General features: G+C 68.2%; 15 protein-coding genes. 8 read left to right on the forward strand and 7 right to left on the reverse strand.

What is annotated here, in order from left to right:
- Positions 1–15: 15 nt before the first annotated feature.
- Positions 16–909 (reverse strand): methylisocitrate lyase, encoded by an 894-nt coding sequence (gene prpB / locus BM43_RS13515; protein ID WP_013691617.1) that lies wholly within the window; start codon positions 907–909, stop codon positions 16–18.
- A gap of 212 nt (positions 910–1,121) precedes the next feature.
- Between prpB and prpR the strand changes: the two genes are divergently transcribed.
- The 6 genes from prpR to BM43_RS13545 all read left to right on the forward strand — a co-directional run bounded on the left by prpR (position 1,122) and on the right by BM43_RS13545 (position 11,312).
- Positions 1,122–3,158, forward strand: a complete 2,037-nt coding sequence (gene prpR / locus BM43_RS13520; protein WP_036055245.1) for a propionate catabolism operon regulatory protein PrpR — start codon at positions 1,122–1,124, stop codon at positions 3,156–3,158.
- 147 nt (positions 3,159–3,305) lie between these two features.
- Positions 3,306–3,602: a DUF4148 domain-containing protein gene (locus tag BM43_RS13525; RefSeq protein ID WP_017922015.1), complete on the forward strand. Its 297-nt coding sequence runs from the start codon at positions 3,306–3,308 to the stop codon at positions 3,600–3,602.
- Positions 3,603–3,687: 85 nt separating this feature from the next.
- Complete coding sequence (ahpC, locus tag BM43_RS13530; protein ID WP_013691620.1) at positions 3,688–4,251, forward strand: alkyl hydroperoxide reductase subunit C; 564 nt, start codon at positions 3,688–3,690, stop codon at positions 4,249–4,251.
- 106 nt (positions 4,252–4,357) lie between these two features.
- Entirely contained in the window at positions 4,358–5,956 is a 1,599-nt protein-coding gene (ahpF, locus tag BM43_RS13535; protein WP_036055244.1) for an alkyl hydroperoxide reductase subunit F, read from the forward strand.
- Between the two features lie 538 nt (positions 5,957–6,494).
- Positions 6,495–8,687 (forward strand): S46 family peptidase, encoded by a 2,193-nt coding sequence (locus tag BM43_RS13540; RefSeq protein WP_036055243.1) that lies wholly within the window; start codon positions 6,495–6,497, stop codon positions 8,685–8,687.
- Between the two features lie 402 nt (positions 8,688–9,089).
- Positions 9,090–11,312 (forward strand): TonB-dependent receptor, encoded by a 2,223-nt coding sequence (locus BM43_RS13545; RefSeq protein ID WP_036055242.1) that lies wholly within the window; start codon positions 9,090–9,092, stop codon positions 11,310–11,312.
- Between the two features lie 156 nt (positions 11,313–11,468).
- Here BM43_RS13545 and BM43_RS13550 read toward each other — a convergent pair whose 3' ends face one another.
- From BM43_RS13550 to BM43_RS13560, 3 genes are all read right to left on the reverse strand, one after another.
- Positions 11,469–14,354 (reverse strand): putative bifunctional diguanylate cyclase/phosphodiesterase, encoded by a 2,886-nt coding sequence (locus BM43_RS13550; protein ID WP_230676388.1) that lies wholly within the window; start codon positions 14,352–14,354, stop codon positions 11,469–11,471.
- A 244-nt stretch (positions 14,355–14,598) separates the two neighbouring features.
- Complete coding sequence (locus BM43_RS13555; protein ID WP_230676387.1) at positions 14,599–15,195, reverse strand: N-acyl amino acid synthase FeeM domain-containing protein; 597 nt, start codon at positions 15,193–15,195, stop codon at positions 14,599–14,601.
- Positions 15,196–15,757: 562 nt separating this feature from the next.
- A complete protein-coding gene (locus BM43_RS13560) occupies positions 15,758–16,606 on the reverse strand; it encodes an ureidoglycolate lyase (RefSeq protein ID WP_036055240.1) in 849 nt (282 codons plus the stop codon).
- 552 nt (positions 16,607–17,158) lie between these two features.
- Here BM43_RS13560 and BM43_RS13565 point away from each other — a divergent pair.
- Positions 17,159–17,983, forward strand: coding sequence for an IclR family transcriptional regulator (locus BM43_RS13565; RefSeq protein ID WP_036055239.1), 825 nt, complete (start codon positions 17,159–17,161; stop codon positions 17,981–17,983).
- Between the two features lie 157 nt (positions 17,984–18,140).
- Complete coding sequence (locus tag BM43_RS13570; RefSeq protein ID WP_036055238.1) at positions 18,141–18,692, forward strand: hypothetical protein; 552 nt, start codon at positions 18,141–18,143, stop codon at positions 18,690–18,692.
- Between the two features lie 208 nt (positions 18,693–18,900).
- Here BM43_RS13570 and BM43_RS13575 read toward each other — a convergent pair whose 3' ends face one another.
- The 3 genes from BM43_RS13575 to BM43_RS42250 form a co-directional block, all read right to left on the reverse strand.
- Entirely contained in the window at positions 18,901–21,267 is a 2,367-nt protein-coding gene (locus BM43_RS13575; RefSeq protein WP_036055237.1) for a bifunctional acetate--CoA ligase family protein/GNAT family N-acetyltransferase, read from the reverse strand.
- A gap of 532 nt (positions 21,268–21,799) precedes the next feature.
- Complete coding sequence (locus BM43_RS13580; protein ID WP_036055236.1) at positions 21,800–22,090, reverse strand: H-NS histone family protein; 291 nt, start codon at positions 22,088–22,090, stop codon at positions 21,800–21,802.
- 102 nt (positions 22,091–22,192) lie between these two features.
- Positions 22,193–22,480 carry a hypothetical protein gene (locus BM43_RS42250; protein ID WP_013691631.1) on the reverse strand — a complete coding sequence of 96 codons (288 nt, stop codon included), beginning with the start codon at positions 22,478–22,480 and terminating at the stop codon, positions 22,193–22,195.
- Positions 22,481–22,705 lie beyond the last annotated feature (225 nt).

The raw sequence follows: 22,705 nt of genomic DNA on the forward strand, positions 1-22,705 counted from the left end.
TCGGTTTGGGCCGGTTCAGCGCTTGCCCTGGCTGAACAGCTCGTCGAGCTTGTCCTCGTAGGCGTGATAGCCGAGGAATTCGTACAGCTCGGCGCGCGTCTGCATGGTCGGCACGGCGGCCTTCTGCGTGCCGTCGCGGCGCACCGTCTCGTAGAAGTTCAGCGCCGCCTTGTTCATCGCACGATACGCGCCGCAGCAGTAGAGCGCGATATCGACGTTCACGCCCTTCAGTTCCTCGGTGGTGAACATCGGCGTCGAGCCGAATTCGGTCAGGTTCGCCAGGATCGGCACCTTGACCGCTTGCTTGACGCGCTTGAAGTCGTCCAGCGTCTTCATCGCCTCGGGGAAGATCATGTCGGCGCCGGCCTCGACATAGGCCACCGCGCGCTCGATCGCCGCGTCCAGGCCCTCGGCGGCGGCCGCGTCGGTGCGCGCCATGATCACGAACTGGTCGTCGGTGCGCGCGTCGACGGCGGCCTTGATGCGGTCCACCATCTCGTCGATCGGCACGCATTCCTTGCCCGGGCGATGCCCGCAGCGCTTCTGCCCGACCTGGTCCTCCAGGTGCACCGCCGCCACGCCCGCCTTGATGAAGGAGCGGATGGTGCGCGCGATGTTGAAGGCGCCGCCCCAGCCGGTGTCGATGTCGACCAGCAGCGGCAGCTGGGTGGCGTTGGTGATGCGGTTCGCGTCGATCAGCACGTCGTCCATGGTGCTGATGCCGAGATCGGGAATGCCGAGCGAATTGGCGGCCACCCCGCCGCCCGAAAGGTAGACCGCCTTGAAACCGCTCGCCTCGGCCATCTTGGCCGCGTAAGCGGTGATCGCGCCGACCACCTGCAGCGGCGACTCGGCCGCCACGGCGGCGCGAAAGCGCGCGCCGGCGCTGGAAAGTTGGGAATTGCCCATCGACTGCCTCCTGACGATTGATCGTTGCCGCGCTGGATCTTGCAAGGACCGGGCCAGCCGCGCCGGGCGCCGCTAAGCTGCTGATTCGCAATCGAAACGCGATTCGGCGATGGCGTCAACTCGTTTCATTATGGAAACGCTCGATTCCACATTTGAAATTCGACTGCGATAATGCGTCGATCCTTTTAGCCCGCATCAGCCCGAATCCCGTCATGACGCCCTCCTCCGTTCCGTCCCTCAGGCCCCGCATCTGGGCGGTCGGCATCAGCCGGCTGCGTGCGCTGTTCCGCGATCTCGCCGACGAATACGAGGAGCGCGCCGACCTGCGCATCATCACGCGCGGCTACGACGAGGCGATCGCCGCGCTGGCCACGGCCGGCGCCGAGCGGCCCGACGCGATCGTGGCGGCCGGCTCGAACGGCATGTACCTGAAGACCCACGTCGAGGTGCCGGTGGTGCTGGTCGCGCCGACCGGCTACGACCTGCTGCACGCGCTGGCCCGCGCGCGACGCGACGCGACCTCGCCGGTGGCGCTGGTCAGTTACGGCGACACGCCGGCCGAGCTGCGCCGCTTCGCGGCCGCCTTCGGGCTCGACCTGGTGTTCGCCACCTACCAGTCGAGCCAGGAAGCCGAGGCGCGCGTGCGCGAGCTGCGCGACCGCGGCATCGAGACCGTGGTCGGGCCGGGGCTGGTGACCGACCTGGCCAGCAGCGCCGGCATGAACGCGGTGTTTCTCTACTCGCAGGCCTCGGTGCGCGCGGCGGTCGAGACCGCGCTCGAAGTCGCCCACGCCACGCACGCCGAGGCGCTGCGCCGCCAGCGCCTCGACAACCTGCTGCGCCACCTGCGCGACGGCGTGGTGGCGCTCGACGCGGGCGGCCGCGTGGAGGCCATCAACGAGCGGCTCGCGCTGGCGCTCGGCGTCGACGCGCAGGCCGCGGTGGGCCGCGCGCTCGACGAGCTGACGCCCGAGTTGGCCGCGCTGCGCGCCGCCGACGAGGGCGACACGCTGGCTACCGTGCGCGGGGTGCGCTACGTGGTCCATCGCGGGCCGCTGGAGGCCAGCGGCGCGGCCACCGGCAGCGTGCTGACCTTCCAGGAATCGCGCGCGGTCGAGCGACTCGACCGGACCTTGCGCTCGCAGCCGCATGCGCAGCGCTTCGCGGCGCGCTACCGGCTGGACGACGTGATCGGCGCATCGGCGCCGATGGCGCGCGTGCGCGAGCTCGCGCAGCGTTACGCCAAATCCGACGCGACCGTGCTGATCCTCGGCGAGAGCGGCACCGGCAAGGAGATGATCGCGCAGAGCCTGCATGCGCTGAGCGCGCGCCGCAAGTTCCCGTTCGTGGCGACCAACTGCGGCGCCTTCCCCGAGGCGCTGCTCGAGAGCGAGCTGTTCGGCTATGACGAGGGCGCCTTCACGGGCGCCAGGCGCGGCGGCAAGGCCGGGCTGTTCGAGGCCGCGCATCGCGGCACGCTGTTCCTCGACGAGATCGGCGAAATGCCGCTGTCGCTGCAGAGCCGCCTGCTGCGCGTGCTGCAGGAGCGCGAGGTGGTGCGGCTCGGGTCGACCGAGCCGATCCGCATCGACGTGCGGATCGTGGCGGCCACCCATCGCTCGCTGCTCGAGGCGGTGGAGGCCGGCAGCTTCCGCGCCGATCTCTACTACCGCCTCAACATCCTCAACATCGCCCTGCCGCCGCTGCGCGAGCGGCCGGCCGACATCGGCGCGCTGGCGGCCGAACTGCTGGCCCAGGCGGCGCGGCGCGAGCCGCGGCTGGCCGAGCGCGTGCGCGACGCCGCCGAGGCGGCCCGCGTGGTCGCGCCGGTGGTGGGCGTGCTGGCGCGCCATCGCTGGCCCGGCAACGTGCGCGAGCTGCAGAACGTGATCGAGCGGATCGCCGTCGAGCTGGTGGAGAGCGAGGGCGAGGCGCCGCTGTCGGTCGAGGCGCTGCGGGCGATCGCGCCAGAGCTGGGCATCGCGCGCGAAGGCGCGACGGGAAGCGAGGTCGCGGACGTCGACGAAGACGGAAGCGGCGTTCCAGACGGCGCCGGCATGGCCGGCGCGGCCGCGGCCCCCACGCTGTCCGAGCGGCGGCGCCGCGTCGAGGTCGACGAGATCCGCGCCGTGCTGGAGGCCTGCGGCGGCGACCGCGAACGCGCCTGCGCCGTGCTCGGCATCAGCAAGACCACGCTGTGGCGCAAGCTCGCCGCCGCCGAGGGCAAACCAGGCCGGCGTCGCGGCTGAGCCGGGGGCGGATCGGCGAGAGCGGGAGGGAGGGCCGGATCAATAGACAATGTCTATTGATCAGTTTTGAAATAAGTATTTCAACTATCCTCGGCAACTCTATAGCATTCACCTATCGATTTTTTACATCCATAGGTGAGTGCGCGTATGAAAACCTCTGCCCTGATCCTCGCTGCCGCCCTGTTCGCACCGGTCCTGGCCTCCGCCCAGACCAGCCAGCCGCTCACCCGCGCCGAAGTCCGCGCCGAGCTGGCGGCACTCGTCAAGGTCGGCTACCACCCCGGCGCCGGCAACAACCCGCATTATCCCGACCAGATCCAGGAAGCCCAGGCGCGTCTGCACGCCGCCCAAGGCGATTCCGGTTATGGCGCCAACCCGGCCGCCGGCGTGGAAAGCGGCGTGAAGCTGCCCGCCGCCACCGGCGATCTGTATCGCCATCGCTGATCGCGATGCCGGCCGGCGCCCGAGCGGGGCCGGCCGCCCAGCCATTGATTCACACCCCATTCAACGATTCCCAAGGACCTATTCGATGCCGATCATCAACAGCCAGATCAAGCCCTTCAATGCAACCGCCTACCACAACGGCGCCTTCGTGCCGGTGACCGAGGAAAGCCTCAAGGGCAAGTGGTCGGTGGTGGTGTTCTACCCGGCGGACTTCACCTTCGTGTGCCCGACCGAGCTGGGCGACCTGGCCGACCGCTACGCCGAATTCCAGAAGCTGGGCGTGGAGATCTACGGTGTGTCGACCGATACGCACTTCACGCACAAGGCCTGGCACGAAGCCTCGGAAACCATCGCCAAGATCCAGTACCCGATGGTCGGCGATCCGACCGCGCGCCTGGCACGCAACTTCGACGTGCTGATCGAGGAAGAAGGCATGGCGCTGCGCGGCACCTTCGTGATCAACCCGGAAGGCGAGATCAAGATCGCCGAGATCCACGACAACGGCATCGGCCGCGACGCGGGCGAGCTGCTGCGCAAGGTGCAGGCCGCGCAGTACGTGGCATCGCACCCGGGTGAAGTCTGCCCCGCCAAGTGGACGCCGGGCGCTGAAACGCTGACCCCGTCGCTGGACCTGATCGGCAAGATCTGAGGCCGCCCTTCAAGGCATCAAGAACGATTCGATACGGCGCACGCAAACGCCGTATCGAGCGCCCCGCGCCGGGGCACACGACAACCGACAAGACAAACCGAACATCATGCTCGAAGCCAATCTCAAGAACCAGTTGAAGTCGTACCTCGACAAGCTCACCCGCCCGATCGAACTCGTCGCCTCGCTCGACGACGGCGCGAAGTCGCAGGAGCTGATCGCGCTGCTGAAGGAGATCGGCGAGCTGTCGCCGCGCGTGGCCGTGATCGAACGCCGCGACGACGCCGAGCGCAAGCCCTCGTTCAGCATCGGCGAACCGGGCAAGGCTGCCGGGATCCGCTTTGCCGGCATCCCGATGGGCCATGAATTCACCTCGCTCGTGCTGGCGCTGCTGCAGGTCGGCGGCCACCCGCTCAAGCTCGACGAGGACACCATCGAACAGATTCGCAATCTCGACGGCGATTTTTCCTTCGAGACGTATTTCTCGCTGTCCTGCCAGAACTGCCCGGAAGTGGTCCAGGCGCTGAACGTGATGGCGCTGATCAACCCGCGCATCCGCCACGTGGCGATCGACGGCGCGCTGTTCCAGAACGAAGTCGAGGCACGCCAGATCATGGCGGTGCCGACCATGTTCCTGAACGGCGAGAGCTTCGGCCAGGGCCGTAGCAGCGTGAAGGAAATCCTCGCGAAGATCGACACGGGCGCCAGCGAGCGTGCCGCCAAGGCACTCGCCAACAAGGAAGTGTTCGACGTGCTGGTGGTGGGTGGTGGCCCGGCTGGCGCGGCGGCCGCGATCTACTCGGCACGCAAGGGCATTCGCACCGGCGTGGTGGCGGAGCGCTTCGGCGGGCAGGTGCTGGACACCATGGCGATCGAGAACTTCATCTCCGTCCAGGAAACCGAAGGACCGAAGTTCGCCGCCGCGCTGGAGCAGCACGTCAAGCAATACGACGTCGACGTGATGGACGTGCAGCGCGCCGCGGCGCTGGTCCCGGGCAAGGTCAACGAGATCCACCTGGAAAACGGCGCGGTGCTGAAGGCCAAGACCATCGTGCTGTCGACCGGCGCGCGCTGGCGCGAGCTGAACGTGCCGGGTGAACGCGAGTATCGCAACAAGGGCGTGGCCTACTGCCCGCATTGCGATGGCCCGCTGTTCAAGGGCAAGCGCGTGGCCGTGGTGGGCGGCGGCAACTCGGGTGTCGAGGCCGCGATCGACCTGGCCGGCATCGTGCGCGAAGTCACGCTGATCGAATTCGGCCAGACGCTGCGCGCCGACGAAGTGCTGCAGCGCAAGCTGCGCAGCCTCCCGAACGTGACGGTGGTGACCAGCGCGCAAACCAAGGAGCTGACGGGCGACGGCCAGAAGCTGAACGGCCTGATCTACCTCGAACGTGAAACGGGCGAAACCAAGCGCATCGACCTCGAAGGCGTGTTCGTGCAGATCGGCCTGGTGCCGAACACGGAATGGCTGAAGGGCACGATCGAGCTGTCGAAGCACGGCGAGATCGTGGTGGATGCGCGCGGCGCGACGTCGATTCCCGGCGTGTTCGCGGCCGGCGACGTGACCACGGTGCCCTACAAGCAGATCGTGATCGCGGTCGGCGAAGGCGCGAAGGCTTCGTTGTCGGCCTTCGACTACCTGATCCGCCAGGACGTCGAGGCACCCGCGACGGCAGCGGCACCGTTACGCGAAGCCGTCGAAGCGTGATCGCGGTTCGCAAGCACCCCCAAGCCGGCCGCGGCCGGCTCCCTGCAATACGCGTTGTTGTTCAAGGCATCCCCTCCTCCCCTCGCCGTCATGCCCCCTCATGCGGCGGGGGTTTTTTTTGCCTGTCTCACATAAAAGAACATTCCTAGCGGCTTCATTGATGATGAAATCAATCGGCATTTTATAATCGACATTTCAATATCGGCATGCATGCCGATGCCAGGCAAAGTCGCTCGCCGGCTTGATATGAACAACGCGATACAAGCACCTGAACGCCTTGCAATGCCTCTCGCATCTCACCCGTCACACCATTGCATGTCATCGCCAATTCATCGAGATCCGGAATTATTGCCAATACATTCATCACGCAAAGAACATTCTCAAGAAAATTCATTGGGCATTTTTATTTTCATTTCCCTACATCTTACAAAGATATAAAAATACCGCCTTCATTCCCCCCGGACTACAATCGCACGGCAGTCGCAATGCCGATTGAATAAAGCTGTCGATCACAGGCCGTCTCAATCCGAGGATCCGAATGCGTCTCAAACTGTTATGCACGGCGAGCGCGACGCTCGTCGCCGTCTCGTTGCTGGCCGGCGGCATCGCGCGCGCCGACGAAGGCATGTGGCAACCGTCCCAGCTGCCGTCCCTGGCTCCCCAGCTCAAGCAACGCGGGCTCGCGCTCGATCCTCGGCAACTCGCCTCGCTGAAATCCTGGCCGCTCGATGCCGTGGTCGGGCTGGGTTTCTGCACCGCCTCGTTCGTCTCGCCGGACGGCCTGATCGTCACCAACCACCATTGCGGCTACGGCGCGCTGCAATACAACTCGACGCCCGAGAAGAACCTGATCGAGAACGGATTCCTGGCCCGCGCCAAGGCCGACGAACTGCCCGCCGCGCCCACCCAGCGCGTCTACGTGACCGAGCAGGTGACCGACGTGACCGATCGCATCGAGGCGGCGGTTCCGCCCGGCAGCGACGGTTATGCGCGCTACGTCGCGATCGATCGCGAGAAGGACCGCCTGGTGCGCGAATGCACCACGCCGGGCTATCACTGCCAGGTGCAGACCTTCAGCGGCGGCTACGACTATCAACTGGTGCGCCAGAAGGAATTGCGCGACGTGCGGCTCGTCTACGCCCCGCCCGAGTCGATCGGCAAGTACGGCGGCGACATCGACAACTGGATGTGGCCGCGCCACACCGGCGACTTCAGCTTCCTGCGCGCCTACGTGGCACGCGACGGCAGCAGCGCGACCTACGCGAAGGACAACGTGCCCTATCGCCCCAAGCACTGGCTGACCGTGAATCCGCAAGGCGTGAAGGCCGGCGATTTCGTGATGGTGGCCGGCTACCCCGGCCGCACCAATCGCCACCTGCTGCCCGATGAACTGCGCAGCGCGATCGACTGGCAGTACCCGACGCTGATCCGCGCGCTCGGAGACATGAACCGCATCATCGACACGGCCGGCAAGCAGCGGCCGGCGGTGGCGGTGGCCTATGCCGACCAGGTGGCCGGCTTCAACAATTCGATCAAGTTCTACCAGGGCAACCGCGACGAACTGGCCAACGGCGATGCGCTGTCGACGCGCCGCGAGCAGGAGGCCGCGCTGCACCGCTGGCTCGCCGCGCAACCGGCCGGCGGCAAGCTCGACGCCCCCGCGCGGCTGGCCGACGTCGAGCGGCTGAACCGTCTGGTCGACGCGCGCATGGTCACGCGCGAGCGCGACCTGATCCTGCACCTGCTGCAGCAGACGCAGATGTACCGCGCCTCGTATCGGATCGTGCGGCTCGCCGACGAAAAGCAGAAGCCCGATGCCGAACGCGAGGACGGCTTCCGCCAGCGCGACGAGATCGACCTGCTCGGCCAGCAGAAGAGCATCGACCGCCGCTACGATCCGGCCGTCGACCGGCAGTTGCTGGTCTATGTGCTGCAGCGCTACGCGAAGCTGCCGGCCGACCAGCACATCGGCGCGCTTGATCGCTGGCTGGGCGGCGCGAACGACGCCGCGGCGCTTGCCGCCAAGGTCGACGCGCTCTACGCGGGCAGCCGGCTGACCGACCAGGCGACCCGCGTCGCGCTGATGTCGGCCACGCCCGCCGAACTCGCGGCGAGCCACGATAGCTGGATCGCGCTGACGCGCGCGCTGATGCCGGACCTGCTGGCCATCGAGCACGCGGACAAGGCCCAGGACGGCGACGAGGCCGCCGCGCGGGCCGGCTACATGAAGGCCCTGACCGCCTACAGCGAGGCACGCGGCCTGCCCGTCTACCACGACGCGAACCTGTCGCTGCGCGTGAGCTTCGGCACCGTGCAGGGCTATCGGCCGCGCGACGCGGTCGAGTACCTGCCGTTCACCACCACCGACGGCATCGTGCAGAAGAACACCGGCGTCGCGCCCTTCAACGCACCGGCCGCCGAACTCGCGGCGATCCGCGCGCATGCCTTCGACGGCTTCGCCGGCCCCGGCGCCGACGCGCTGCCCGTGAACTTCCTCGCCGATCTCGACATCGCCGGCGGCAATTCGGGCTCGCCCACGCTGGACCGCGACGGCAAGCTGGTCGGGCTGGTCTTCGACGGCGCCTGGGAAGGCGTCAGCGCGGGCTGGCTGTTCGATCCGGCCGTCACGCGCTCGATCCATGTCGACGTGCGCTACATGCTGTGGGTGATGCACCACCTCGACCACGCCGACAACCTGCTGCGCGAAATGAACGTCGCCGTGCCGAATTGAGGGCCGTCAGCGATGCGCCTGCGTTGCGCATCGCGGAATTCGTCATCCAACCCCATCAGATGGCGGCAGGGATCGCCTGCCTTGGCGATCCCTGCCGCGATCCGGCCCGCGCCCTGGCCGTTCGCCGCCGAGCCCTTGCCGCCGAGCCCCTCGCCACGGGCCTCCCGCCCTCGCCCCGCCTGCCGCGCACCACCCCGAAGCTTCGCTCCTGTCGTTACAGATAGACATGAGAATTACTTTCAAGATGACAATGATTCGCATTTAATTTATAGTCGCGTCTTCATAAAAAACGCCGTCCCGCCTTCGTCCGACTCGCAGGACCGATTGACGGAACGGCCGGCCCGCCCGGATTCCGAATGACGCCCTGGGACGGAGTTTTCTTCAATCCGTTTAGTGCGTCCTATGTCAAGCTTCCAAACGCCGTCCTGGCCCCTCTCGCCGATTTCCTGGGGCTGCCTCGCGCTCGCCGCCGCCTGCGCCTTTCCCGCCGTCGCCATCGCCCAGAGCGCGCCGTCCTCGTCCGATACGAGCACGGCGGGCAGCACGGCAGCGCGTCCCGCCGCGGCACTGCCGACCATCGCCGTGAAGGGCAAGGTCGAGGAGCTGCCGGGCGATCTCTCGCCGACCTTCGGCGGCGGCCAGGTGGCGCGCGGCGCCGACTACGGCGTGCTGGGCAAGCAGCGCAACATCGACGTGCCGTTCAGCATGACGACCTATACCTCGAAGCTGATCGAGGACCAGCAGGCCCGCACGCTGGCCGACGTGCTCGACAACGATCCGGCCGTGCGCAGCGCGTTCGGCTACGGCAACTTCTCGCAGGTGTTCATCATCCGCGGCTTCCAGCTCAACGGTGACGATGTCTCGCTGAACGGCCTGTACGGCGTCACGCCGCGCCAGTTGGTGGCCACCGACGCGGTCGAGCGGATCGACGTGCTGAAGGGCGCCAACGCGTTCCTGAGCGGCGCCTCGCCGACCGGCAGCGCGGTGGGCGGCGGCGTCAACATCCAGCTGAAGCGCGCCGACGACAAGCCGCTCACGCGCGTGACGCTCGACGGCAGCACCGGCGGCCAGGTGGGCGAGCACATCGACATCGGCCGGCGCTTCGGCAGCGAAGGCCAGTTCGGCATCCGCGTGAACCAGGCGACCAGCGGCGGCTCGACCGACATCGACGACGCGCATCACCGCGCCACCACCCAGGCGCTCGCGCTCGACTACCGCGGCGACAAGCTGCGCCTCTACGCCGACTTCCTGCACCAGCGCGAACGCGACGACCAGGGCCGCTCGGTGGTCTACGTGAGCGGCACCGGCGCGATTCCCGCGCCGCCCTCGGCCACCCACAACTACGCCCAGCCCTGGGCCTACAGCGACCTGGAGGACACGGTCGGCCAGCTGCGCGCCGAATACGACTTCTTCCCGGGCTGGACCGCCTACGTGGCGGGCGGCGCGCGTCATACGGACGAGAACGGCATCTATTCCTCGCCGACCTACAACGCCTCGACCGGCGCCGTCACCGCCTCGCGCATGACGGTTCCGCACAAGGAAGACGCGCAATCGGCCGAAGCCGGCGTGCGCGGGCGCTTCGCGACGGGCCCCGTCACGCACTTCGTGACCGCCGGCGCGGCCTACACGCGCCTGAACAGCCAGTCGGCCTACACGCTGTCGGGCACCTTCCCGACCACGCTCGACAATCCGCCGGCGGTGCCCTTCCCGGGCAACAACCTGTACTCGGGCGGCAACATGTCCGACCCGGGCACCACCGCGATGACCTGGACGCGCAGCGTGGCGGTGTCGGACACGCTCGGCCTGCTCAACGATCGCGTGCTGTTCACCATCGGCGCGCGCCGCCAGTCGATCGCGGTGACCAACTACGGCTACACCGGCGCGGTCAGCAGCGTCTACGACCAGTCGGTCACCACGCCGGTATTCGGCCTGGTGCTCAAGGCGACCGACAACTGGGCGTTCTACGCGAACCGCACGGAAGCCCTGACGCAGGGCGGCACGGCGCCGACCACCGCGCGCAACGTGGGCGAGGTGCTCGCCCCGTACCGCTCGAAGCAATATGAAGTGGGCACCAAGTACGACGCCGGCCGCTTCGGCGCCGCGCTCGCGCTGTTCCAGATCGAGAAGCCGATGGCCTACACCGATCCCAACACGCTGATCTACGGCGCCGACGGCACGCAGCGCCACCGCGGCGTGGAGGCCTCGATCAACGGCGAACCGGTCAAGGGCCTGCGCCTGATCGCCGGCGCCAGCTACATCGACGCGACGCTGGAGGGCACCTCGGGCGGCACGAGCGACGGCAACCGCCCGATCGGCGTGCCGAAGTTCACCTTCACCGCGAATGCCGAATACGACCTGCCGATGCTGCAGGGCGCGACGCTGACGGCGCGCTGGATCCACACCAGCTCGCAGTACCTGGATGTCGCCAACAAGCTGTCGATCCCGTCGTGGAACCGCTTCGACATCGGCGCGCGCTACAAGACCGAGCTGTTCAAGAAGGAAACCACCTTCCGCGTGATGGTCCGCAACGTCGCCAACAAGTCGTACTGGGCCTCGACCATCGGGGGTTACCTGAGCCAGGGCGAGCCGCGCTCGATCTGGCTGTCGATGACCACCGACTTCTGATCGCCGTGTCGTGACGGGGCCGCGCTCGCGGCCCCTGTCGACGCGACTCCGTCGTTCCCGCCTTGCCGGCGCACCGGCCCGGTTCGCGGGTCTCCTCCTCTGCCCGCTGCCGGCCGGCGCCGCACGCCGCTCATCCCGTTCCCGCCCGCCGTTTCCTCAACCCCGATCGCCCGCGCGCGCTTCGTCGTTCGCTTCCTCGCCCGCATCGGCACCGGCCGGCGCCGGCTCGGCCAGCACGCGCCGGATCGAGTCGAGCAGCACCAGGTCGAGGCAGGAATCGGCGGCCAGGATCCGCTCCGGCATCACCGGCCGGCCGACCGCGTAACCCTGCACGTAGTCGACGCCGATCGCACGCAGCGCCTCGAAGGTGCGCAGGTCCTCGACCCACTCGGCGATGGTGCGCATGCCGAGGTTGCGGGCCAGGTTGACCATCGACTCGACGATCGCGATATCGGCCGGGTGCTCGCACATGGTCTTGACGAACTCGCCGTCGATCTTCAGCGCGTCGGCCGACAGCGCCTTCAGGTACTTGAACGAGGTGTGGCCCGCGCCGAAATCGTCGAGCGCGATGCGGATCCCCATGTCGTGGGCCCGCGCGATGAAGTGCTGGCTGGTCTTCAGGTCGTGCAGCGCGACCGTCTCGGTGATCTCCAGGCACAGGTAATGGACGATCAAGGCATGCGCCTCCAGCCGCCGGAACAGCTCGGCGACGATGCGCTCGTCGTTGAGCGAGGCGCCGCTCAGGTTCACGCAGATGAAGCGCGTCTTCGTCAGCGCGGCCTGGTTGCGCTCGATCCACTCCAGCACCATCGACAGCACCCACAGATCGATCGCGCCGATGGTGCCCGAGCGCTCGAAGGCGTCGATGAAGTCGACCGCGCTGAGGATCGTGCCGTCGTCGCGCCGCAAGCGCAGCAGCACCTCGAAATCGAGCGACTCGGCCGCGTTCGTGACCGACATGATCGGCTGCATCGCCAGCACCAGGCCCTCGGGAATCGCATCCTCGCTGAGCGTGCCGATCAGCGCGATGTCGCGCGTGCGCCGCTCCAGGTCGAACGCGTCGCTGCGATAGACCACCACCTTGCCGTTGCCGTCGCGCTTGGATTCGCGGCAGGCCTGGTCGGCGTGCGCGACGATGTCCTGCACCGACATGTTCGGCAGGCACTCGACCACGCCGATCGAGGCCCGCACGCGGAACGCGCGGCTGCCGATCGGATAGGGCAGCGCGCTGACCGCGTGCTCCAGGCGCCGGCACAGCGCGGCGGCCTCGTCCACGTCCATCTCGGCGAACACGCAGACGAACTCGTCGCCGCCGATCCGGCCGATGGTGCCGCGTCCTTCCAGGCTCGCCGTCATGCGCACCACCAGTTGGCGCAGCACCTCGTCGCCGGCCGCGTGGCCGAACATGTCGTTGATCAGCTTGAAGCGGTCGAGGTCGACATAGGCCACCGACCACGACGGCCGCGTGCTGGTCAGCCCTTCCAGCACGCGCTCGATGCCGCGCCGGTTCAGCGCCCCGGTCAGCGAATCGTGCTCGGCCAGGAAGTGCAGCCGCGCGACCGCCTCGGCGCGCTCGGTCACCTCCTCGAGCGAGCCCTCGTAGGCGTTCTCGGAGAAGATCGCGCGCAGCGAATAACGGCGCCGGGCGGTGCCCGCGTCGGGCGAGCCGTTGATCTCGATGGCGCTTTCGCCACCGCGCAGCGCCAGGTCGCGCAGGCGGATCCAGGAGCCCTCGTCGAAGAAATCGGTCCAGTGGCGGCTGCGGTAGCTGTCGCGATCGAGCCCGAGCATCGCCAGCAGCGCCGGGTTGGCGCGCGTGAAGCGGCCCTCGCTGTCGAGCGTGAAGAGCCCCATCGGCGTGAGGTCGTAGGTGGTGCGCAACTCGGTTTCGGACTTGTGGCGCTGGGCGCGATCGGCGCGCATCTGCTCGGCGATCGCGAAGGCCGCCATCATGCTCGAGACCAGCGCCGTGACCACCGGGTTCAGGCCGCCGAACAGCATGCGCGTGCCGAGCGCGGCGGCGAACACCTCGGAGAGGATCGCGAACAGCACGAAGGACAGCGAGGCCACGTACCAGATCACGGTGCGCGAGCGCGCCCGCAGCAGCAGCGTGCCGAGCAGGTAGAGCAACAGCAGCATGCCGGCGCCGGCCAGCGCCCAGAGCGCCGGCACGAACTGGCGATAGGGCAGCACGAAGGACAGCAGCAGCAACAGCAGGCCGCCGAGCTGCACGGTCTTGAGCAGCCATTGCAGCGAGACCCGCGCGATCTCGCGGCGAAACAGCCGGCCGAACAGCGAAACCGTGACGATGTAGTAGATCGCGAAGCTCAGTTGCCGGACCAGGTCGATCCAGGCCGGCGACAGGGTGTGGCCGAGCCAGGCGTTGTCGAAGCCGAGCGCGTTGGCCGCCAGGCGCTGGTTGCCGACCAGCCAGACCGAGAACACCACGTAGGTCCACTCGCGGTTGATCATCGCGGTCACGAAGATGAAGATCGCCAGCGTCAACAGCCCGCCGCCGATCAGCGAGGCATTGCGCTCGAACTGCAGCCGCGCCGCCGTCAGCGCGCGGCCCGTCAGGCGGCTGGCCGTCACGTAGGCGGGGCCGCTGTAGAGGCCCCGGCAGAGGATCGGCGCGCCCGCGGCGGGCGGTTCGAGACGCAGCGCGAAACCGGCCGCGGCCAGTTGCATCGCGCCTTGCGGGCTGACGCGATCGGCCGCGCCGAGCGGCGCCAGCGTGCCGGCGTTCCAGCACGACAGCGATTTCGCGTGGCGCGACGCGAAGGCCAGGTAGTCGCGTGAATCGGCAGCCGGATTTACCGGCTGCGCGTCGAGCAGGATCCAGACCGGGTGCTCGGACAGGTGCGTGCCGAAGCGCCCCGTCACCGGCGCCTCGCGCAGCGCGCGCAGGGCCTCGGCCGGCGAGGCCCGGTCGCTGCCGTCGATGAAGGCGTGGAAATCGAGGGGAGTGGTCTCGATCGAGACATCGCCCGATGGCGATATCGTAAAGAACAGCGCGGTCGATATCGCCAGGATCGCGGGCACGAGATAGATCGAAAAGACATCGAACCAGCGGTCGAATGAGCGCCCGCCCGCCAGCTGTCCGAATCCAGATGCCCAAGCCGACAGCCGCATGTCTGTCATCCCCCGTTTGTCGCTTGCCAAAACGCATTCGATTCTAATCGGCCTTCATGCGCCGCGCTGTTATTAATTCTCATCAAGAAAGAATCGGAATCCATAGATGCTCCCGGCTGGGCAGTCGGGAGCATCGCGCCGCCTGAGCCGCCTCTCAGGCTTCGGGCACGCTCACGTCGATGTCGGGATGATGGGTGTCGAACACATAGCCGTACAGCGGGTGCCGCACCTCGGCCCAGCGCCGGCGCGCCGCGTCGACCCGCTTGGCGAGCACACGATGCGGCATGCCGCCGACATGCGCCATCGGGAAGAACTCGGGCCTGCCATGCACATCCTCGAACAGCATCGCCTGGTATTCGCGATCGAGCGGCGAGCGCGCGGTGATCACCATCCAGTCGATCGCGGCCGAGCGGCAATGGAGGAACAGCGCCTTGCAGAGCGCGACCTTGACGGCGCGGCCGATCATGCCGCCGCGCACCGCGAGCCGGGTCGCCTCGGCCAGCCGGCAGCCGTCCAGCCAGTCGGGCAGCGCCACCGAGCCTTCCAGCGGCAGCGGGCCGTGCCGGTTGGTCTGGATCGGCATGGTGCCGATCGCCTCGCGATCGAGCCGCGATTCGGCCAGCAGCAGCACCGTGTCGTCGCGCCGGTCGCCGGCCTCGATCGTCATGCCGGCCGCGAACTCGGGCGTGTGCCGGCCATAGGCCGCGCGGCGCATCGCCAGCACGCGTTCGAGGTCGGCCTCGTCGCGCACCGCGCGGATCGTGAACGGCAGTCGCTCGCTGCGAAGCGGCGCATCGTCGGCAATGGGAACGATCGGGGCGGGAAGAGGTATTTGAAGCGGTATCTGATGCGGTATTTGAAGCGATGCCTGAAGCGGCGCCTCGACGGCGAGAAGGGAGGGGGAAACGCGGTCCATGGTCAACTCCGTGGCGAATCATCGGGAATGACATCGCGAGAGATGCCCGCCTGTCGGGTCAACCGCGACGCGCGTCGAGATTCGCAGGAGTTCCGCAGCGAAATGTCACGAAAGCCTGGCCGGATTTCGCGCCCTTTTTTGCTCGATGGGGAGATGAAAATGGTGTCGAGATCGAACCGCGCTTCGACGCGATGACTGCCGCGCCTTTGCCGGTCGATTCGTGAATTTCGGGGGAGATATCGTGCTCGCCCACCTGGCCGCATTGAGGAGGAGTCCTGCTCGATTGCGGCGGCGCGGCACTGTCTGGACCTGGCGGATCGCCCGCGCCGCCGGATCCGATATCGGGGCCTCGACGCGGCCCGACATCGAAACCCGCCGGCGCGGGCGAGCGCGGAACTCAGTCGGCCGCGCGCGTGAGCTGGCGCTGCTCGCCGAGGCCGTCGATGCCCAGGCGCAGGGTCTGGCCCGGCTTCAGGTAGACCGGCGCGGGCTTCACGCCCATGCCGACGCCGGGGGGCGTGCCGGTCGAGATCACGTCGCCCGGCTGCAGGCTCATGCAACGCGACAGATAGGCGATCACCTCGGCCACGCCGAAGATCATGGTGCGCGTGCTGCCGTCCTGGTAGCGATGGCCGTCGACCTCGAGCCACAGCGAGAGCTGCTGCGGATCGGGCACCTCGTCGCGCGTGACCAGCCAGGGGCCGATCGGGCCGAAGCTGTCGAAACCCTTGCCCTTGTCCCACTGGCCGCCGCGCTCGATCTGCCATTCGCGCTCGGACACGTCGTTGATCACGCAGTAGCCGGCCACGTAGTCGAGCGCATCGGCTTCGTCGACATTCTTGCAGGGCCGCCCGATCACCACGCCCAGCTCGACCTCCCAGTCGGTCTTGAGCGAGTCGCGCGGGATCTCGATGCCGTCGTTCGGGCCGCACACGGCGCTGGTCCACTTGGCGAACACCACCGGCTCGCTCGGCACCGGCAGCCCCGATTCGGCGGCGTGATCGGCGTAGTTCAGGCCGATGCAGACGAACTTGCCGATCTGCCCGACGCAGGCGCCGATGCGCGGCTCGCCCGGCACCAGCGGCAGCGAGGCCGGATCGAGCGCGCGCAGGCGCGCCAGCGCGGCATCCGAGAGCGCCTCGCCGGCCAGGTCGGGGATCACCGCCGACAGGTCGCGAATCCGACCCCCGGCATCGAGCAGGCCGGGCTTTTCCTGGCCCACCGGGCCGTAACGCAGCAGTTTCATGACGAACTTCCTCTGGTTGGATCACATGGACGAAATCGGCGCGGGACGATTGTGCCTGCGCGGCCGCCGGCGCGCCTCGCGGCGGCGCCGGTCCCGGTCCCGGTCCGGTTGGCGATTTTTATCATCTGCGTGCGACGCCGGAATGATGGCTCACGGATACCCACTATTGCAGCGGCCGCCGAGGGCGCCGCCCCGGGACCGGTTTGCTCCGCCGGAGCCGCATCGTATGTTGTCAAACGACAACAGTTGCCGCCGAACCGCCGCCCGATCGGCCGCAACGCGCCGAACTGCCTGAAACGGCAAGGAAATCCGCCCCGCTCGCCGGGGCCGGGGCCAGGCCTCGGCGCACGTAAACATGCTTACTGTTCATTTCTTGACGTTTACTTTCCGGAAATAAACGGATCAACTGATGCACCCCGCCATTGTGCGATCGCACGGCGGAGCACGACAGGCCCGGTGCCGGGCGCCTGCGTGCCGATCCGCCCCGTAGCCACAACCGGGCGCAAGCCGTCCTCGCGACGCGGGCGCCCGACCATGCAACCACCACTCACGATGCCGACCACATCTGCCGCTCTCGCGAATTCCGCCACCTCCCCGTGCACGCCCGAGGAAGTCGAGCGCTATCGCGCACCGGCGCTCGACAAGGGACTCGATATCCTCGAACTGCTCGCGCAACGCAAGGAAGGCCTGACCCGCACCGAGATCACCAAGCAGCTCGGCCGCAACGCCAGCGAGATCTACCGCATGCTCGAGCGCCTGGTGGCACGCCAGTACGTGACGCGCTCCTCGTCCGGCGACCGCTACACGTTGAGCCTCAAGCTGTTCGCGCTGGCCCACCGCCATCCGCCGATGAACCGGCTGATCGACGAGGCGCTGCCGCCGATGCAGCGCTTCGCCGACACGGCCGGGCAATCCTGCCACCTGAGCGTCCACGACCGCGGCGGCCTGCTGGTGATCGCCCAGGTCGACGACCCGGGCGCCTGGGGCATCACGGTGCGGCTCGGCTCGCGCGTCGGGCTCACCGATACCGCCTCGGGACAATTGATGCTGGCGTTCCAGACGCCGGGCCAGCGCGAGCACATGCTCGGCGAGCACGCGAAACTCGCCGACGCGAACGGCCTCGACGAAGCCGCCTTCGAGGCAGCCGCCATCGGCGCGCGGCAGCAGGGTTGCCTGCGTCAGGCGTCTCGCCGGGCCCTGGGTGTTACCGATATCGCCGTTCCGGTGCTCGGGCCTTCGGGGCAGGCCATCGCGGTGCTGACCTGCCCTTACGTGCAGCGCGTCGACACGCGCTGCGCGCCGACGCTCGACGAAGCCACCGAGCTGCTGCGGCGAACCGCCGAAGGCCTGTCGATGGCCAGCCTGCAGGCAGCCTGAGCGCCGGCCGTGGCGCGCCACGAGCGAGGCGACGGCGGGCGCCGGACGCATCGCGCGAACGGCACCGCGGCACGCGCGCTGGATCGCATCGGCGCGCGACGCTAAAATAGCGGCCCTTTCGCAAACCGACGCCCGTCGATCCGGCGGCGCGCGCACGATGACCCTCATGGCCAAACTTCTGACCGATATCGAATTCCAGCGTTTTTCCGAACTTCAGCAGAAGCAGGCAAGCTTCACGATCACGCCCGAGGAGGCAGACGAGCTGCGCGACATCGTCGCGCGCGCCCAGAAGAAACGCGACGATCGCGCCGCCGCGATGCAGGCGATCGAAGCCTACATCGAGCAGTTCGACATCTCGCCCGACGAGCTGTTCTCGCCCGAGCAGATCGGCGACGCGGCGCGCACCTACGGCCTGATCTCGGCCAGCAAGAAGGAGCGCGTGCTGCCGCCCTCGATCACCTTCAACGGCAAGCCCTACCAGTGGACCAAGACGCTGCCCGACGAGGTGCGTGGCGCGCTGTTCGAGGCCTTCACGGCCGGCGAATCGGTCAAGCGCTTCATCGCGATGCCGAAGGACGTGGCGCGTTGCGCGCTGACGATCGCGCGGCTCGAGCGCGAAACCGGCGCCGTCTACGCGGAGGCGCTGCTCGAGGAACTGGCGCTGTCGCGCCCGCTGATCGACGACGCCTCGAACAAGCTCGCGGCCTGAATCTCCGCTTGAAAACAGACAGGGCCGCCGGCGTCATCAACGCCGACGGCCCTGCATCTCGCGATTCGCTTGCTACGCGACGGTGTCGTTCAATCTCGCCGCCTTCCCCGCCGCTCCCGTAAAACCTCACCTCCGCTCCCGCATCGGCTCACCTGTCGCCTCGCTGCGCGACGGCGAAGCCGCGCGCGACACGCCGCGTCAGCCGCGATCAATCCCGCAGCTTCAAGCGGAACGCGACCACGCCCGGCTCCTCGCCCGCGCTCACCGCGAAGCCCGAGGCACGCGCCAGGCCGATCATCGCGCCGTTCTCGCGCAAGGCCTCGCCGATCAGCCAGTGCGTGCCGCGCGAGCGCGCGTAGTCGATGATCTGCCCCATCAGCAGCCGCCCCAGCCCGCTGCCCTTCTGGTCAGGACGGATCGCGATCGCGAACTCGGCGGTTTCGTTGTCCGGATCGGCCACCGCGCGCACCACGCCCAGCGTCTGCCGCTGCCCGTCGTCATCGTCGGCGGTGGCGATCAGCGCCATCTCGCGGTCGTAGTCGATCTGCGTCATGCGCGCGACCTGCGAGTGATCGAAGCTGCGGATCGAGCCGAAGAAGCGCATGCGCAGATCGTCGGGCGTCATCGCGCCGAGCAGCGCCGTGTGCGCGGCCTCGTCCTCGGGGCGGATCGGCCGCACCGTCATGGTCCGGCCGCGCCATTCGAGCTGCTGCTCCAGGCGGCGCGGATACGGCATGATCGCGAGCCGTCCGCGCCCCGCCGCGAAACGCAGCCGCGCGTCGCGGATCGTCACGTGCCGGGGCAGCACCCGCAGCACCAGCGACAGGGCCACCAGCTCGCGCACCTCGCAGACCGCCTGCGACAGCGCCATCAGCGCCTCGAGCAGCGGCTCGGGCTCGGCGCGGCGCGAATAGGGCGAGCGGCGCACCACGGCGCGCGCCAGCACCGTGTTGAAAGGCGGCAGCCCATAGACCACCAGCGGCGCCGACACGCCGTCCGCCGCCGGCACCGAGTAACGGAATACCGGGCCGAAGTTCTGGTCGTCATGCATCTCGACCGTGACCTCGACGATGATGTCGCGCGCATCCGCGTCGGTCTGCACGCCCTGCAGCCCGAAATGCGCGAGCCAGGCGGCGGCCTGCGCGCCGTCGAGTTCGGCCGGGCCCCGCGCGAGCGCAGCGCGCGCTGCCTCCTGCGCTTGCACCACCGAGGGCGGCGGCTCGGGCGGCGAACCTTCGGGCGTCTGCATCAGCAGCTCGCGGCCAAGCCGGTAGTCGACCAGCCGCGCGTAGGCGCGCGCCAGGCGCTGCGGCGTGGTGTGCACGGGGATGCCGTGCGCGTGCAGCGCATCGCGCGTGGCCGCGTCGACGCCGCCGAAGAAGCAGGCGACGATGCCGCGCGAGGCGCTTCGCTGCGCCTCGATCAACTCGCGCGCCACGGCCTCGACGGGCGCGTTGTGCGAGGTGGCATGCACCACGAACAGCGTGCCCGCCGCGCCGTGCGCGCCGAGCGCTCGCACCGCGGCACCGAACGCCTCGGGCCGCGCGTCGTCACCGAGCAGCAGGGGGTTGCCCGCCTCGATGCCGCGCGGCAGCGGCAGCACCGCGGCCAGCGCCTCGGTGGCCGCGGCCGGCCACGGCGCCAAGCGCAGATCGCCAGCCGCGCCGAGCGCGTCGACGGCGAGCTTCGCCACGCCGGCATCGCTGGTGATCACGGTGGCTGCATTGCTGTTCGCGATGCGGCCGACACCGAGCGTCTCGACCTCGTCGAGCAGGTCGTCGAGCGCCTCGACGCGCACCATGCCAGCCCGCTGGAAGGCGGCCGTGTAGAGCGCGTCGCCCGGATCGGCGCGCCCGGTGCGCAGCGCCAGCACCGGCTTGTTGCGCGCCGCCGCCCGCGCCGCCGACATGAACTTGCGCGCCGATTTCACGCTGTCGAGTTCGAGCAGGATCGCGCGCGTGCCGGGATCGCTGGCCAGGTAGTCGAGCACGTCGCCCGCGTCGACGTCGGCCTCGTCGCCGAGCGCCACCGCGTGCGAGAAGCCGAGGCCGCGCGCGTGCGCCCAGCCGAGCGCGGCATTGGTGAGCGCGTTCGATTGCGAGACCCAGGCCACGCCGCCGGCATTCACGCGATAGGCCGGTGCGCCGAAATGCGCGTTCAGGTGCGGCGTGATCACGCCGAGGCTGCCGGGACCGACCACGCGCAGCAGGTGCGGCCGGGCCGCCTCCAGCGCGCGCTCGACCGAGGCGCGCTCGGCGGCCGTGCGTGCCTCGCCGACCAGGATCACGCCGCGCGCGCCCCGCGCGCCGAGCTGCTTGACGATGCCGGGCCAGGTGGCCGGCGGCGTGCAGACGATCGCCAGCGAAGGCGCCTCGGGCAGTTGCGAGACGCGCGCGAACACGCGTTGCCCATTCAGTTCGTCGTACTTGGGATTGACGGGCCAGGCGGGGCCGGCGAAGCCGCCGTCGAGCACGCGGCCCCAGACGATCGCGCCGATGCTGCCGGCGCGGCGGGACGCGCCCACCACCGCGACGGACTTCGGTCGAAACAAGGCATCGAGATTGCGGACGGTCACGGCGTCTCCTCAAGGCATGCCGCGTATGACGCGACGGTGAGCCGTAGCATAGGGGAAGGCCGGGGGCCTGCCTATAGCTCGGACGCCGGCCGGCGCGGCCCCTTGCGAGCCGGATCGAGGCCGCGCCGGGCGGGCCGCCGCGCGCCTTGCCTGATGCCTTGCCGGGCTCGCGCTCGCAAAGGTGAGGTTTTTCGGGAGCGAAGGTGAGACGGTTCGGGAGCGAGGGTGAGGAGATCCGGGAGCGGCCGCCATTCGCATGCCGATCGGCCATCCCGGCACCGCGAAACCGCGTTCGGCGCGACGACCGAATTGCCCCGGACTTGCCTGAGCCAAAACGCGAATTCGCTTCGAATTAAGGCCAAAGCCCTTATTTACCAGGGTATTTCACGGGGATTCAAGTTCAGGCGCCACTGGGAAACATAATTAGCAAAATGTTCCACACTCGCGCATTTTCCCCAAAACAAAACGGTGCGAACGACACGCAGTCGATTCGCACCGTTGCAGAAGGCGCCAAAGGTGAGACTTTCCGGGATCAGTCCTTGATCAGGAAACGGTTGCGATTCTTGCCCAGCCAGGCCGGGGCGCGGCCGCGGCCGCTCCAGGTCTCGCCCGTCTTCGGATTCAGGTATTTCGGCGGCAGCGGCTTTTTCGGTTTCGCGGCGACGCCGACGCTGCGGAAACCGAGCTCTTCGGGCGTGATGTCGTATTCCGCGATTTTCGCCTTGATATCGGCAATCGCGTCGGTGATGGCCTTTTCGCGCTCCTTGTCGATTTTCTGCTGCAGCTTCTCGAGCTGGGCCGTCAGTTGCCTATAGGTCGCCATATCGAATCCGACTCCTGAATGGTTATTTGGACAGTATAGAAATCAATTCAAGCGGGGTTCATTTTTTTTCGCGCGCCGCGCTCGTCCCGCAAACGACTCCGCTCAATTGGCGGGATTCGAGCGGCAGGCGAACAGCAGGCTGCGGGTGCCGTTGTTGACCGATTGCTGGATCGTGTCGAACTCGCCGCCGCAAATGCCGCGCGCATTCTGGAAGCAGGTATCCCAGGGGCCGCCTTCCGGACATTGCACCTGGGTGGTGGCGCGTCCATCCGGCGTAAACAACGGCGCGCCGCCACCGCATCCGGCGAGGCTCGCGAACAGGGCAATCGTCAATGCCAGTCGGACGGCAGGCTTGCGCGACGAACGCGCTTTCGCCAGTCGATATGTCATGGAGGGTTCCGGTCTGTATGCTTTTGGGACGACGCGAGTATGCCATGCCGCCCCGCTCGAAAGTCAATTCGAGTCGCGATAAAAACCGGCTTCGCCCGCTATACGGGAAATAGCCGGCCGGGTCGCGACATCACGAGGCGACGGCCATGCGCCGTCCACCCTTTCGGGATTGTTTCAGTCTCGATTCGACTCTGACCCACGCGTGCCGCCCGGGTTCAATCGGCG

This window comes from Burkholderia gladioli (genome assembly GCF_000959725.1).
GTDB classification, from domain to species: domain Bacteria; phylum Pseudomonadota; class Gammaproteobacteria; order Burkholderiales; family Burkholderiaceae; genus Burkholderia; species Burkholderia gladioli.

Excerpts from the sequence above, each read along its gene's own strand:
- prpB (WP_013691617.1), bottom strand. The coding sequence starts at position 909 with ATGGGCAATTCCCAACTTTCCAGCGCCGGCGCGCGCTTTCGCGCCGCC.
- prpR (WP_036055245.1), top strand. The coding sequence starts at position 1,122 with ATGACGCCCTCCTCCGTTCCGTCCCTCAGGCCCCGCATCTGGGCGGTC.
- BM43_RS13525 (WP_017922015.1), top strand. The coding sequence starts at position 3,306 with ATGAAAACCTCTGCCCTGATCCTCGCTGCCGCCCTGTTCGCACCGGTC.
- ahpC (WP_013691620.1), top strand. The coding sequence starts at position 3,688 with ATGCCGATCATCAACAGCCAGATCAAGCCCTTCAATGCAACCGCCTAC.
- ahpF (WP_036055244.1), top strand. The coding sequence starts at position 4,358 with ATGCTCGAAGCCAATCTCAAGAACCAGTTGAAGTCGTACCTCGACAAG.
- BM43_RS13540 (WP_036055243.1), top strand. The coding sequence starts at position 6,495 with ATGCGTCTCAAACTGTTATGCACGGCGAGCGCGACGCTCGTCGCCGTC.
- BM43_RS13545 (WP_036055242.1), top strand. The coding sequence starts at position 9,090 with ATGTCAAGCTTCCAAACGCCGTCCTGGCCCCTCTCGCCGATTTCCTGG.
- BM43_RS13560 (WP_036055240.1), bottom strand. The coding sequence starts at position 16,606 with ATGAAACTGCTGCGTTACGGCCCGGTGGGCCAGGAAAAGCCCGGCCTG.
- BM43_RS13565 (WP_036055239.1), top strand. The coding sequence starts at position 17,159 with ATGCCGACCACATCTGCCGCTCTCGCGAATTCCGCCACCTCCCCGTGC.
- BM43_RS13570 (WP_036055238.1), top strand. The coding sequence starts at position 18,141 with ATGACCCTCATGGCCAAACTTCTGACCGATATCGAATTCCAGCGTTTT.
- BM43_RS13580 (WP_036055236.1), bottom strand. The coding sequence starts at position 22,090 with ATGGCGACCTATAGGCAACTGACGGCCCAGCTCGAGAAGCTGCAGCAG.
- BM43_RS42250 (WP_013691631.1), bottom strand. The coding sequence starts at position 22,480 with ATGACATATCGACTGGCGAAAGCGCGTTCGTCGCGCAAGCCTGCCGTC.